At 65.6% G+C, this 14,243-nt stretch carries 10 protein-coding genes; 2 read left to right on the top strand and 8 right to left on the bottom strand.

Annotated elements, in window-relative coordinates:
• Nucleotides 1-12 precede the first annotated feature (12 nt).
• Nucleotides 13-1,086 (bottom strand): DUF2993 domain-containing protein, encoded by a 1,074-nt coding sequence (locus tag BM136_RS23425; RefSeq protein WP_092976426.1) that lies wholly within the window; start codon nt 1,084-1,086, stop codon nt 13-15.
• The gene (locus tag BM136_RS23430) at nt 1,083-2,240 is read right to left on the bottom strand and encodes a hypothetical protein (RefSeq protein WP_092976429.1); all 1,158 of its coding nucleotides are present in this window, start codon (nt 2,238-2,240) and stop codon (nt 1,083-1,085) included. The genes BM136_RS23425 and BM136_RS23430 overlap by 4 nt, the downstream gene beginning before the upstream one ends.
• Before the next feature lie 86 nt (nt 2,241-2,326).
• Between BM136_RS23430 and BM136_RS23435 the strand changes: the two genes are divergently transcribed.
• Nucleotides 2,327-3,145: a MerR family transcriptional regulator gene (locus tag BM136_RS23435; protein ID WP_092976432.1), complete on the top strand. Its 819-nt coding sequence runs from the start codon at nt 2,327-2,329 to the stop codon at nt 3,143-3,145.
• Nucleotides 3,146-3,236: 91 nt separating this feature from the next.
• Here the strand turns inward: BM136_RS23435 and BM136_RS23440 are convergent, their stop codons facing one another.
• The 6 genes from BM136_RS23440 to BM136_RS23465 form a co-directional block, all read right to left on the bottom strand.
• The gene (locus BM136_RS23440; RefSeq protein WP_092976435.1) at nt 3,237-4,133 is read right to left on the bottom strand and encodes a metal-dependent hydrolase; all 897 of its coding nucleotides are present in this window, start codon (nt 4,131-4,133) and stop codon (nt 3,237-3,239) included.
• On the bottom strand, nt 4,130-5,152 hold the full coding sequence (locus BM136_RS23445) for an alpha/beta fold hydrolase (protein ID WP_092976438.1): 1,023 nt from the start codon (nt 5,150-5,152) through the stop codon (nt 4,130-4,132). The genes BM136_RS23440 and BM136_RS23445 overlap by 4 nt, the downstream gene beginning before the upstream one ends.
• Nucleotides 5,153-5,162: 10 nt before the next feature.
• Nucleotides 5,163-6,053: an SDR family NAD(P)-dependent oxidoreductase gene (locus tag BM136_RS23450; RefSeq protein ID WP_092976440.1), complete on the bottom strand. Its 891-nt coding sequence runs from the start codon at nt 6,051-6,053 to the stop codon at nt 5,163-5,165.
• A 28-nt stretch (nt 6,054-6,081) separates the two neighbouring features.
• Nucleotides 6,082-7,704, bottom strand: coding sequence for a flavin-containing monooxygenase (locus tag BM136_RS23455; RefSeq protein WP_092976443.1), 1,623 nt, complete (start codon nt 7,702-7,704; stop codon nt 6,082-6,084).
• Between the two features lie 145 nt (nt 7,705-7,849).
• Nucleotides 7,850-12,178 (bottom strand): ATP-binding protein, encoded by a 4,329-nt coding sequence (locus BM136_RS23460; RefSeq protein ID WP_092976501.1) that lies wholly within the window; start codon nt 12,176-12,178, stop codon nt 7,850-7,852.
• A gap of 7 nt (nt 12,179-12,185) precedes the next feature.
• Nucleotides 12,186-12,854, bottom strand: a complete 669-nt coding sequence (locus BM136_RS23465; protein ID WP_092976446.1) for a response regulator — start codon at nt 12,852-12,854, stop codon at nt 12,186-12,188.
• A 240-nt stretch (nt 12,855-13,094) separates the two neighbouring features.
• On the opposite strand from BM136_RS23465, the gene BM136_RS23470 reads away from it, so the two are divergent.
• On the top strand, nt 13,095-14,243 hold the full coding sequence (locus BM136_RS23470; RefSeq protein WP_092976448.1) for a cation diffusion facilitator family transporter: 1,149 nt from the start codon (nt 13,095-13,097) through the stop codon (nt 14,241-14,243).

Consider the following 14,243-nt stretch of genomic DNA (forward strand, 5'->3'; position numbering starts at 1 on the left):
CTGACGATGGCGTTACTGGACGACCATCGCCGGCGCGAGGTCGACACGCAGCGTGCCGTCCGCGTCCATGCGCGTGGTGCCGCGTGCGGCGGCCTCGCGGTAGTGGTACAGGTCGAAGCGCAGCGGCCCGCGGGTTGATGTATCGGTCACGAGAATGCGGCTGTTGGTGACCAGCACGTTGTACATCTTCAGGTCACCGGACTGGATCCAGATGCGGCTGGCCGCGTCGGTTGGTGCAGACGCACACATCGCGGGCGCGGGGCCGAATCCGAGCACCAGCCCGTCGGGCGTGACGCGCGCCGTTTTCATCTGACCGATCAGTCGCGGCGGCGGGAAGACCGTGTATTGATCCAGCACCATGTCATTACCGTCCAGCTTGGCGCCGTCGCGATTGAGCGGCGCAAGCTGCGACAACTCCAGCCCCATTCCCTTGAGCAGCGCCAGCGTCTGGATGCCCATCACGCGGGCCTCGGTGGGTGTATAGACGAGGTAACGTGATTCCTTGAGCGCCAATGTGCCGCGCATGCCGAACGGCAGCCACACGCCGGGAAAATGATTGCGTAGCTTGAGCCCGCCCGAGACGTCGAGCACGCCGTCGCCCGGCGTGAGCGACAGCGCATTGAGCGAGCGCGGCGAATAGTCGAGCAGATACCGGTTGAACAGCGCGTCGAGCGAATCCTTGGGCACCGTCACTTCGCCGCCCAGGATGCGGATGTCGAACTGGCCCGGATCGTCCATGTCGACGGGCTGACCGGGTTTGTGTGGCACGAGCTGCGCGGTGAGTTGGTGCACGCGAAAGCCGATGTCGCCGGTGATGCGGAAATCGACATCACGCATCTGCACGACGGGCGGCGCCGTGCCCGAGTCGCGCGCAACGGCAGGGCCGCTGGCGTTGGGCGCTCCGGAGGACGGATCGCAGCGCTGCGCCCATTGCTGGCGCACCGTGGTCAAGTCCTTGCGTTGCGCGCTGGCCATTGGCGGCTCGGTCGCGCGGGCAAGCGCACTGGCCACGAGGCCGGCCAAGCCGAGCGTCACCAACGCCAGGCGCAACATCAGAGCGGCGAGAGCGAAGGCGGGGGCGATCATGGCGCGGTCCTCTTGGCGAGTTGCAGGGCAGGCTTGCCGACTTTGGCAGTTGCGGTCGCCTTGGCGGCCTTGGCAGCGGCCAGGGTGTCGAACGACGGCATCAGCACGCGAATGCCGCCATCCGGCGAGAAGCGCAGCGACCCCGCCACAAGCTGATTGCGATAGCGGTACAGGTTGAACACGAAGGGTTTGGCCGGATCAGCCACGACAATATCGATGCGAGCGTTCATCGGCATCGAGCGCATGAACCGGATGTCACCGCCGCGGAAGAGGATGTACGGGCGCTGCGCGTCGGTGGCGTTGGCTAGCGGAGGCATCTGCGGGTTGCCATCGCCGATCTGCATGAGCAGCCCCTCGCGCGTGACGCGAATAGCGGAGAGCTTCAAATCCAGCGCAGGCGGCGGAAACAGCTTGGGCACCTGCATGACGATTTCGCTGCCGGCCAATTGCACGGCGGGTGTCGACACCGGCAACAGATCGGCCAGTTCGATATGCGCCGCGCCCATCAGTGCTCCGGCGTCCTGCCCGCGCACCTTGACCACGTTGGGGCGGAACACGATGGTCTGCGGATCGCGCAGCACGAGCGGGCCACGCAGCTCGATCGGCACCCAGGCGCCGCGACGGCGCATCTCGGCGCGCATGTCGAGCGTGCCGTCGTCGAGCGCGAAGCTGAAGCCGCGCAGCGGCGGATCTTCGCCCGGCCCGCGCGCAAACACCACGGTGTTGAACAGCGCGGCCATGCTCTCGGCCGTGACGCGCACCGAACCGCTCACCGGCTGCAGCGTGTACGACGACACATCGTCGAGCCACACCGGATCACCTGGCGCACGCGGCACCATGCGCAGCGCGAGCTGATCGACCAGAAAGCCCACGCCACCATCGAAGCGGAAATCGACATGACGCAGATACGAGATCGCATCGGGCTGGCCGGAATCGCGCAGCGTGGCGGGCCGCACCTCGCGCGTGGCGAGGTTGCCCGACTGGAATGGCGCCCGCGCCTGGGCCCGCGCGTCTTCAAGCTGTTTGGCTTTGTCGGCTTCGATGGCGCCGTGGCCATCGCCGGCGGCGGCGCAGCTTTGCAGCAGCAGCGCCGCAACCACTGCGCCCGCAGCCCGGAGCGTGCTATTACGATGACGCAAGGTCAAGTCCCACATCGACGGTCTCCTCGTCGTGAGAAACGCACCGGAAACGTTCCGGCAACCGACGCGGTCTGTCGCCGCGCTCGTGTAGAATTTTTTGCATGCCTGCCCGCAAACCAACCGGCGATGCCGGTCCGCCCGCCGTTCCACCTGCCCGCGAGTTCACCATCGATGAACTGGCGCGCGCGGCTGAAACCACTGTCCGCAACGTCCGCTCGTATCAGGACCGCGGCTTGATCGATCCGCCCGAGCGGCGTGGTCGCGTGGGGATCTACACGCAGGCGCATCTGGGGCGGCTCAAGCTCATCAATCACCTGCTCGGGCGCGGCTACACGCTCTCCAACATCCAGGAGCTGCTCAAGGCCATCGTCGAGGGCCATGACCTACGCTCCATCCTTGGGCTCGAATCCGCCATCGCCAGCCCGTGGTCGGATGAGTCGCCCAAGCACTACTCGCTCCTGGCGCTGGCCAAGCTCTTTGGCCGTGCCATGTCGCGTCAGGCGCTGGCGCGGGCCATCTCGCTTGGCCTGCTTGAACCCGACGGCCTCGGCTACCTGGCGCGCAGCCCCAAAGCGCTGCTCGCCGGCGCGCAAATGGCAAAGGCCGGTTTCCCGCTTGTCGAAGTGCTCGACATCATCGAGCGTGCCCGGCCGCATACGCAGGCGGTGGCCGACGATCTCGTCTCCATGGTCGTGCGCGAACTCGACAAGTACGGCAGCGATCTGCCGCCGGTCGAAGACGTGCCGCGTCTGGTCGACGTGATCTGGCGCATCCGTCCGCTGGCGCTGGTGGCGGTTGAAGCCGAACTGATGCGCGCGCTTGAGACGGCCGCCAACAAATACCTGGGCGACCGCGTGGCGCAGGTCATCGAGCACATGCATGAACCGCCGGGCAGCGCACCCGGGCCGGACAAAGGCTAGTGTCTCCGGCGCGCCCTTGCGTGGGGCGCGCCTTATCTATTTCTAGTTTGATCCCGATACGACGGGTGCTGCAGGCGTTTTGAATGCCTGCTCAAGATCCCGCTGCACCTGCGGTTGAGAGCTTGCGGCGGATTGACGGCGACGGCGCTTCGCCGTTTGCAGCGGCGTAGGCTTCGATTTCCGAAATCAGCTTGGGCAGGCGTTCGAGTGCGTCACGGTTGTCTTCATCCCACGGGTGGAATGAGGGTCGGAAGAAGTCGAAGAACTCCGGGATGATCTTGCGCAGCGGCGCCGGGTGAATCCACAGGAAATGGAACGCCTTGCCGAGGCCGAGGAATTTGTGCTTGACGGTGCGATCCGCAAAGATCAGCCGCAAGTGCACGTAGAAGACCATCGCCCAGAAGGTAACGGTCGTCACCAACATCGTCAGCGTGCGCGTGAGGTAGCGGCCCACGCCCGGCTTGATGGCCAGATTCCATACGTCGTAGCTGACGGCCTTGTGCTCGGTCTCTTCCATGGCGTGCCACAGCCAGACCTGGCGATAGCCGGGTTCCGAGTTGCGGCCCAGGCCGTCTTCATGTGAAAGCACCTGGCCGGCCAGCATGGCGGTGTAGTGCTCCAGCGCCACGGTCACGGCCAACTGGTGCGACTTGGGCGTGTACTTGCGCAGCACGTTCAGGAACTTGCCAATAAAGCGGTCGATGCGCGTGGCGGGCAGGCCGGCCCGGTCGAGCAGGTCGTTGTAGAGCACGTGCTCGCGCGTGTGCATGGCTTCCTGGCCAATGAAACCGGCCACGGCCTGCTTGAGTTCGGGGTCGGTCACCAGATGGCGGTAGTTGCGCACGCTGTCCATGAAGAAGCGCTCGCCGGTCGGGAAGAAGATCGACAGCGCGTTCAGGAAGTGGGTGACGTGCGTGCCTCGCTCGTGCCAGTTGCTGATGCGATCAGCCGGCAGGTGAGGATGCACGTCGCGGCGGACTGGCATCATGGGCGGTTCTCCTGGAATGTGGTTTCTGAAAGGCGCATCGATGCGCGCCCCTGATCTAGGAATGCGCAGAGGTCGGTCCCCACTCGCACGGGGTCTTCCTCCATCGGGATGTGGCCGAGCGCCGGGTACATGCGCAGCGTGGCGCCGGGAATGCGGCGGGCGAATTCGCCGGCATGCGCGGGCGGGATCCACCGGTCGCGCTGGCCCCAGAGGATGAGCGTGGGCACTCGGATCGAGGCCAGCCCGCTGGTATCGACATCGTCAAAGCGGAACTTCGGCACCATCTTGCCGATGGCCTGTCGTGCACCGTCGGCATAGAAGAAATCGGCGTAGCGGCGCAGCGTGGGTTCGGACACGCGCGACGGGTCGCCATACACATCGCGCGTGGCGGCGCGGATGATCCCCTCGGGCAGCATCCACGGCGATGTCAGCCGCACGCCCAGGTGATTGAACAGATCGATGTAGATCGGCAGCTTCATCGGAAAGCCTGCCGAATCGATCAGCACGAGCTTCTCGACGCGGCCGGGGTGCCGCACGGCAAAATCCCACGACACCATGCCGCCCAGCGAGTTGCCGATCAGGGTGAGTTTCGACAAGCCCAACGTATCGACAAACGCGTCGATGAAGTCGCGATACAGCGGCAGTTCCATCGTGCGCGGGCGGCCTTGTGCGTCGCGCAGCGGGCCGGTGATGCCGAATGGCGGCAGGTCGAGCCGGATCACGCGATAGCGCCGCGTGAGCTGCGGCAGCACGCCGTCCCACGTATGCAGTGACGCGCCAAAACCGTGGATCAGCAGCAACGTGCCTTCGGCGTTGGCAGCGCCTTCGTCGGTGTAATGCACGCGCGTACCCATCAACGGCAGGTAGCGCGATTGCGGCTTGGCGTAGCGTGCGATCAGCACATCGCGGCCGATGCTGCGCAGGCCGATGCGGCCGGGGCGCAGCATGGCGCGTGCAACGTTGAGCAGGTTCGCGCGCGGGGGGCTGGCGAACAATTCTCCGGTGGTGGCCGTGTTCATCGGCGGCCTCCTACTTTGCGCGGGCGGTGGCCGGCGCCGTATCGTCGCGCAGCGCCTTTTTGCGCGTGCGGCGGGCTTCGCGCACGACCAGCGCCTGGTATGCGGCCGGCAGCACGCGGGCCATCACATCGGCGGCGTGGGCGTCGGGGCCGATCAGCACGCGGCGCTTGTTCTTGCGCACGCCGTCCAGGATCACCTCCGCGGCCTTGTCTGCCGAGGTGATGAAGAACTTCTCGAATTCCGCCTTGCCCTGCTGTTCGTCGCGCACCAGGAAGCCGTTCATGCTCGGCGAGACGCGGCTCGACTTGGCAATGTTGGTCTTGATGCCGCCCGGATGGACGCACGTGGCCGACACGCCGCAGTTCATCAGATCCAGTTCCTGGCGCAGCGCCTCGGTGTAGCCGCGCACGGCGTATTTGCTGGCGTTGTAGGCCCCCATGCCCGGCTGCGCAAAGATGCCGAAGATGCTCGACGTGTTGATGATGTGGCCGTTGCCGGTCGCCTTGAGCAGCGGCAGAAACGCCTTGGTGCCGTGCACGACGCCCCAGAAATTGATGTTCATGATCCAGGCGAGTTCGTCGTCTTCCATGCCTTCGATCGTGCTGGACAGCGCCACGCCCGCGTTATTGAAGATCAGGTTGACCTTGCCGTGCGCGGCGGCCGCTTCTTCGGCCCAGCGGTACACGGCGGCGCGGTCAGCCACGTCGACGGCGTGCGTGGTCACGCGGATGCGGTCGCCTTCATGCGCGCGCACCAGTTGCAGCGTCTGCGCGAGCGCCGCTTCGTTGCGATCGGCCAGCGCGAGGTGGCAGCCTTCGCGTGCCAGCTGCAGCGCCAGCGAGCGACCCATGCCCGACGCGGCACCCGTGATGGCGGCAACCTGATTGTTGAATGACTTCATGGCGTGGTCTCCTTGGGGCTGGCGCGCGTCAGACGCGGTCGAGCGCTTCTTCGTTAGGGGTGTTCTGAGCGGCGGGCACTGTGCGGGCAGGCACGCGCAACGGCACGCCCTTCGGTACCGTCATCGGGCGCGTGCGGTAATCCGCCAGCCGGAAATGCGCGGTCGCGCGACGGAACTGCCACGTGAATCCCGGCCACAGCGTCGTGTTCTTGCCGGTCTTCGGGTCGAGGTACCAGCTCACGCAGCCGCCGGCAGACCAGATCGCATTCGACAGCCGCTTCTGGATGCCGTCGTTGAAGCGGCGCTGCACGTCGGGGCGTACGTCGATGGCCGCCACGTTGTGCGCACGCATCGACTTGAGCGCGTCGACGATGTACGCCACCTGCGACTCGATCATGAACACCATCGACGAGTGGCCGAGTCCCGTGTTCGGGCCCACCACCATGAAGAAGTTCGGAAAGCCCGACACCGTGGTGCCGAGGTAGGCCTCGGCGCCGTGCTTGTCCCACGCGTCGACAATGTCCACGCCTTGGCTGCCAAGCAGCACGCCGCGCGGGAACGGGTCCGTTGCATGAAAACCCGTGCCGAAGATCAGGCAATCGACTTCGCGCCGCGTGCCATCGGTGGTGACGATGGCATTGGGTTCGACGCGTGCGATGCCGGAGGTGATGACGTCGACGTTCTCGCGCGTAAGCGCCGGGTAATAGTCGTTCGAGATCAGGATGCGCTTGCAGCCGATGGTGTAGTTCGGTGTGACCTTCTCGCGCAGCACGGGATCGGCAATGCGGCGCTTGATATGACCGCGCGCCATGCGCTCCACCGCCTTCATCAGCTTCGGATGGATCACAAAGCCGAGCACGCGCGATTCCAACATCCAATAGATGCTCGTGCGCATCAGCTTTTGCGTGAACGGCAGGTGGCGGAACAGCCAATGCTCCGCGCGGGACACCTTGCGGTCGGGCTTGGGCAGGATCCACGGTGGTGTGCGCTGATACAGGTCAAGGCGGCCGACCTTTGGCGCAATCTGCGGCACGAACTGGATGGCCGAGGCGCCAGTGCCGATCACGGCCACGCGCTTGTCGCGCAGGTCGTAGTCGTGCTCCCACAATTGCGAGTGGAAAGCCTTGCCCTGGAAGTTTTCGATGCCGGGAATGTTCGGCCAGGCCGGACGGCTCAGGCCGCCCATGCCGGAGATCAGCGTGCGGGCACGGTAGCGGCGGCCGTCGGCCATTTCCAGGTTCCACACGCCCGCAGCGTCGTCGAAGGCCGCGCGCGCCAGTTCGTGATGGAAGCGCACATGCGGGCGCACGCCAAATTCATCGGTGCAGCGCTCCAGATACGCGCGGATTTCTGGTTGCGGCGAATACATGCGCGACCAGTCCGGATTGGGCGCGAACGAAAACGAATACAGGTGCGATTGCACATCGCACGCGCAGCCGGGGTAATGGTTGTCGCGCCACGTGCCGCCGACAGACCCCGCTTTTTCGAAGACCAGGAAGTTGTCGATGCCGTTCTGCTTGAGCTGGATCGCCATGCCCAGGCCGGCAAATCCCGTCCCGATGATGGCGGCATCGATCAGGATGGGGGCGTCAGGGCTGCGCGGGGTCGGCGCAAAAGCGTCGGGGCGCGGAAAATCGGTCCGTGCGTTCACGTGGTGTCTCCGTGGGCACCACTTGGGCGCCTCTTAATGTGACATTGATCGATGTCATCGTAGGAGGCTGCCTAGACCGAGTCAATCGACCGATTGGAACGGTTCATCTAAAAGCGATGCATCGATCGCTTGAAACGGTTTTCCCTTAGGAATCCGTCACTTGCGTGCGGTGCACAACGTCAGGGGCTGCCGGCGCGAAGGCACTCAACAACGCGTTGATGTGCGCAAGAAGCCGCATGACATGGCGCCCCGAGAGGCGGATGTCACGCTCGCTACCGTCATGCACAGCATGGAGGAAGGCTTCCAACGTGGCGTCGACGCTCGGGTTGTGCAGCAGCGCCAGCGCGCCTCCGGTGCGATGGGCCCACTGGCGCAGCGCTACGCGGTCCATTGCGTCCAGCAGCGGCTGCAGCCGCTGCGCATCCTCGGCCAGCGACGACAGGAAGACCTGTGCCAGCCCGGCTACGGCAGGGTCGGCCCCCAGCGCGGCGTGCAGATCGTCGAGCGACAGGGCGAATGGCCCCTCCAGGGGCGCTTCCGCAGGTTCTGCGGCTTCCCATAGCGCAGACAGCGCGTCTTGCAGCGTGACAAGCGTGGTGGGTTTCAGCAGGCTTGCGTCCATTCCCACGGCACGGCACCGCGCGTGCTCCTCGGCGAGCGTGGTTGCCGTGATGGCGATGATGGGTAGGCGAGGGCCGCCGGCGCGCTCTTCGTGGCGGATGTGCCGCGCCAGGTCGAAGCCGTCCATGCGCGGCATGTGGCAGTCCGTGAGCAACGCATCGAAATGATGTTCGTGCAGACGCTCGAGCGCGACGACGCCATCTTCGGCCAGCGTGACGCGATAACCCAGTAGCCGGAGTTGCTTGGCGATCAGTTCACGGTTGATCGGGTGGTCTTCCGCCACGAGGATGTGCGCGCCCGGCGCATCACAGGGTGTTGGGGCCGGCAGCGCATGTGCAGCGGCGCTGGTCGCCTGCAGATGATCAGATGGGGGGAGCGCGCGCTCGCACGCCTGCACAAATGCGTGCCAGTTCAGAGGATTGATGCTCAGCGTGTTGCCGGGTCCGGAATAACACGCTTCCGGGGTGATGCGGATGGCGCGCGCATCCGCCTGGGCGGTCGAGCTCAAGAGGAGGTCGGCGTTGGCGACGGGGCCCGCTTGCAGTCCGGCTGCGATCGCGAATTGCGTGAGGCTGTGCCGCACAGCCGGGTCGTCCACAACAATGGCAACGCTGCAGCCCGCCAGTTGCGGCAACGCATACCGTGCCTTAAGCATCGGCACGGCTAAATGCAGCGTGACCGCCGTGCCGTGCCCGGGCGCACTCTCCATGACGAGCTTGCCGCCCATCAGGCCGGCAAGCTGGCGAGAAATCGCCAGGCCCAGACCGGTGCCGCCGTAGCGCCGCGTGGTCGAGCGCTCAGCCTGCACGAATGGTGCAAACAGCGTGGCCTGGACCTCGGATGAGATCCCGATGCCCGTATCCCTGACGCAGATGGCAAGGTGCGCCGTGTCGTTCTCGATGCGCGTGCACTCCGCCGAAAGCCGCACGCTGCCCGTGTCGGTGAACTTGATGGCGTTGGAGAGCAGGTTGAAGAGGATCTGCCGTAGACGAATGCTGTCGACCGAGACGCTGGCCGGTACGTTGGCGGCCACGTCCACGTGCACGGCGAGCGCCTTCTCGTGGGCGCGGCTTGCCAGCAGGCCGACCGTGCCGTCAAAGACCTCGCGCAAGTCTGTGGGCGACGGCGAGATGTCCAGTCGACCGGCCTCGACCTTTGCGTAATCGAGGATGTCATCGAGGATGTGCAGCAGGGCGCGCCCCGAATCCTGCACCATCGAGACCATCTGCTTCTGCTCGCCTTCGAGCTTCGTCTGCTGCAGCAGCTCGACCAGCCCAAGCACGCCGTTCATGGGCGTGCGGATTTCGTGGCTCATCATGGCCAGGAAGCGATCCTTCGCATGCAACGCCGATTCCGCTGCGTTCTTGGCCGCTTCGAGTGCGTCGGCTTGCTCGCGCTCCGTGGTGACGTCGCTCACGTAGCCGTTCCAGACCGTACGGCCGTCCGGCTCGCGATGCGGGATCGACCGCGCGTGCAGCCAGCGCACCGCACCGTCTTCGCAGACATGGCGGAATTGCTGGTCGAACGGCGTCAACTGCTGCGCCGAGACGAGCACCGTGTCGAGCATGCGCTGCCGGTCGTCTTCGTGAATGAGCCGTTCCGGCGTGGATAGGTAGCTCAGCAGATCCTGAGGCTGTGCGCCCAGCGTTTCGTGGGCCTTGCCTGCGACGTAGGTGATGCGGCCCCGTGTCTGGCCGGGCGGCAGCTCAAATTGATAGACCAGCGCCGGCAGCGATTCGGTGACTTCGCGCAAGCGCTGCTCGAGGCGCTCCGCGCGCGCCTGCGCTTCCCGGATCTCGCTGATGTCGACCAGCGAGGCCACGGTGCCCGCAGGTTGTCCGTCCGACAGGTGGAACGGTTCGATCCAGTACAGCACGTTGCGTGATTGCCCGTCAGGCGTGTCAATGACGAGTTCTTCGCGGGTGCTTTCGCAGGTCTGCACAGCGCGCCGGTTGATATCGGCCAGCGGCGCCGTGGTGCTGACCGAATACAGGCCCAGTTCCTGCGGCGTACGCCCGAGCAGCGATACGCGTGTCCGGCCGAACATATTGCAGAACGCCGCATTCACCGCCACGTAACGGTGCGCCGCGTCCTTGGCGACGAGCGGGAACGGTACCGCTTCCATCAGCGCACGCTGGAAGCTCAGTTGGCGGGCAAGGCTTTCTTCGGCGCGGCGGCGCTGGTGGTTTTCGCGGCGTAGCTGCATCTGCTTGATGAACAGTGCGATCAGCGCCGCCAGCACCAGGGCGGCTACCGGCCCAAACTTGGCGAGCACGGCCGACGCCGACGGGCCAAGCTGGTAGCTGACCGACAGCCATTTGTTGCGGATGGTCACCTGCTCGCCTTGGGGCATGGCAAAGAGCGCGCGGTTGATGAGTGGAACCAGTGCGGCGTATTGCGCCGACACGCCCACGCCGATGCTCTCGATCGTGTTCGCAGAACCCGTGACCTTCAGTTCCCCCGGAAAGTGATGGCGGATGAGCGCGTCGGCCACCGGCAGATTGGCGATGGTGAAGTCGGCCTCGCCTGTCGCCACCATGGACAACGCGTCGTTGACAGACCCGGCAGGCAGGATGCGGACCTTGGGCACGTTCTCGCGCAGCAGGGTGGTCAGCGTCTCGCTCGTCGGCAGCGCGACGGTCTTGCCGGAAAGCTCGGGCAGCGCGGCCACCGTGAGCGCGTCGGTGCGCCCGACGATCACCATCGGCGTGGCATCGATCGGCTGGGTGAGCGTAAAGCCCGGCGGGCGGGAATCCTGGTCGGATATGCCGAGCAGGATGTCGACCTCGCCGCTATGCGCCTTCGCGAGTGCTTCGGCCCAGTCGCGCACGGCCACCCGCTCGAAGCGCAACCCGAGCGTCCGCGAGAGAAAGCTCTGGTACTCGGGAAAGATGCCGAGCATCCCGCCGCCCGATCCGTTGAAGGTGTACGGCATGTAGTCGGGGTCGGCGGCGTAGCGTAGCGGCGGCAGCGACGCCAGCATGGCCCGCTCCTCGGCCGACAACTGCAGGCCTGCCAACGAACCGCCGCCTTGCGTGATCCACCGCGCGCGCAGCTCGCTCATGGTGGCGTCGGGCAACTGGGCAAGGTGGCGGTCCAGATAGCGGATTAGCATCGCCTGCTCACGCGGCGCGGCAAAGTGCAGCGCGTCAACCTGCTGGTTCACCAGTTGCACGATCGACAGCCGCCGGTAGCGCGGCTGCGACATCAACTCCCGCGTGGGGTAGGTCACACCCACGTAAGCGTCCGCCGCGTCGTGCAGCACGGCATCGAGGGCGTCGGCTGCCGTGGGGGTACTGATCAGCCGGATGCTCGGGTACTGAACCGCCAGTTCCTCTTCGAGCGAAGAGCCTTGCTCGACGGCGATGCGCATGCCTGAGGCAAACGGGTTCTGCGCGACTTGCGCGTTGTCGATGCGCGCGACCACTGCGGTGGGACGTTCCAGGTACGGCGCGGAATAGATAAGGCAGTGATCGTATTGCGAGCGGGGTGCCACGCTCATGATGATGTCGACGTCGCCCCGGCAAGCCGCCTTGAGCAGCTCGTCACGCCGTGCGAAGACGCGCGGGATGACGCGCACCTGATCCTGCGGAATCAGATGCATCAGCAGATCACCCGAGAAGCCGCTGAGCCGGTCGGCTTCCACGCCTTCGAGTGGAGCCATGGCGTCGCTGATCACGCCGACCGTTACCTTGGGTGGAAACTGCTTGAGCCGCTGAATGGTCTGTGAGGCGTCCTCCGCGTCGGCATTGCGCGCTCCGCCCAGCCAGACAAATGCCGCCGCGCAGGCAAGCAACCCCGCAACGATACCAACGCGCAGGTGGGCAGCCGCCCTGGGCGCGAGCCACGCCATCATCGTGTCAGCCCTCGCTGCTGCCCAGCAGCCCGTGGCGCACGGCAAAGTCGAACAGCGCCGCCTCGGTGCCAAGCTCGAGCTTGCGCATGGCCGTCTGCTTCTGCGAGCTGATGGTCTTGACGCTGCGGTTGAGCTGCACGGCAATCTCGCTGACCGTCTTGCCGGTCACGTACATGCGCAGCACTTCCAGCTCCCGCTTGCCGAGTTTGGAGACCGGGTCGTCGTGGACGGGCTGCGGTTCGCCGTTGCGGCAGAGCAGCTTGACATTGAGCATTGGCGAGAGATAGATGCGACCGTCCGCCGCCGCCTGCATGCCTTCGAGGATGTGCTGCGGTTCGTCGGATTTGCTGACGATGACCTTGATGCCCGCGCGCAGGATGTTGCTCATCAGTGCACGGGTCTCAAGCATGGTGAGCACCATCACGCGCAGGTCCGGGTGGCGGCGCACGAGGAATTCGAGCAGGAGGATGCCGTCGCCATAGCGACTGCCGGGCATGGCGTAGTCGGTGATGACAAGGTCGCAGCGCACGCGGCCAAGCACGGCGAGCAGCTCATCGGCGTTGGTGGCTTCGCCCGCCACCTCGAAGCCGTCGACCGCCGACACGAGGCGTCGCAGGGCTGCCACCACACCGGGGTGATCATCTGCAATGACGAGTTGGACTGGGGTCTGCATGTCGATGTGTCTCCGAGCGTGTAACGTGCGGCAACGTGTTTGCCGCATTGCTGAGAATCGCCGAAGCCTCCAGGGCGGAACATCGGAAAAGTCCTATTCGTACACCCCGATCTGCGCTTTTCTGGTGCAGATTTGTGGCTACGTGTTGTGATCGCAGCCATGATTTCGGACCAGGGCGGCGCGCCGCTGCGTGGCACAATGCTCGCGATTGCTTCGCACGCTTGATCGCACCGATTTCCCATGACGCCTACATCCTCGACAGCACCTTCAGCGGCCGCGCGCCAGCAGAGCGCCGAACGCTCAACCTTGGTGAGTGCAGGCGTCAATTGCCTGCTCTCGGCGGGGCAGATTGCGGCGGGGTTGTGGTCGCATTCGCAGGGTCTGGTGGCCGACGGGCTGCATACGCTGTCCGACCTGATCGCCGATGGCATTGTTTTCATTGCCAACCGCAACAGCCACAAGGGACCAGACGAAGATCACCAATACGGCCACGCGCGCTATGAGAACGCCGCGTCGCTCGGGCTGGGGCTGCTGCTGATCGGGGCGGGCGCGGGCATGATCTGGGCCGCCGTGGAGAGCCTGCGCTCGCCGCAGGGGCCGACGCCGGTACATGGTCTGGCGCTGGTGGTGGCGCTGATCGCGCTGGCGGCCAAAGAAGGACTTTTCCGTTACATGCTGGCCGTGGCCAAGCGCATCAACTCACGCATGCTGATTGCCAATGCGTGGCATGCGCGTTCCGATGCGGTGTCGTCGTTGGTGGCGTCAATTGGCGTGGCGGGCAACCTGATGGGCTATCACTGGCTCGACCCGGTGGCCGCCTGCATCGTCGGGCTGATGATTGGCCGTGTGGGCGTGCGCTTTGGTTGGGAGGCGCTCAATGACCTGATGGACCGGGCCTTGCCGCCCGCGCAGGTGGAGGCGATCCGTGTCAGCCTGGAAGCCACGCCGGGCGTGATCAATGTGCACGATCTGCGCACGCGTGTGACGGGAGACCAGGCATTGGTGGACGCGCATATCGAGGTGGACCCGCGTGTCTCCGTGAGCGAGGGCCATGCGATTGCCGTCCGGGCCCGCACCAACGTGCTGACGGCACACACGGCGATGGCGGTGCTCGACGTGCAGATTCACGTCGACCCGCGCGAGCACATCGCGACCGACCCCGTGCCGCTACCCGATCGCGATGCGCTGCATGCCGTGCTGGCACAACTGCTGCCGCCCGGCACGCCGCTGGACGCGCGCCACTGCGTGCTGCATTACGTCGATGGCGCGGTGGAGGTCGACCTGGTCCTGCCGCCGGCACTGGCTGCCGAAATCGCCCGCATTGCCGATGCCATCCACGCCAGGTGGGATGGCCTCGTACGCCTGCGCGTGCTTGTTACGGACGCTTGA

The organism is Ralstonia sp. NFACC01 (assembly GCF_900115545.1).
GTDB classification, from domain to species: Bacteria; Pseudomonadota; Gammaproteobacteria; order Burkholderiales; family Burkholderiaceae; genus Ralstonia; species Ralstonia mojiangensis.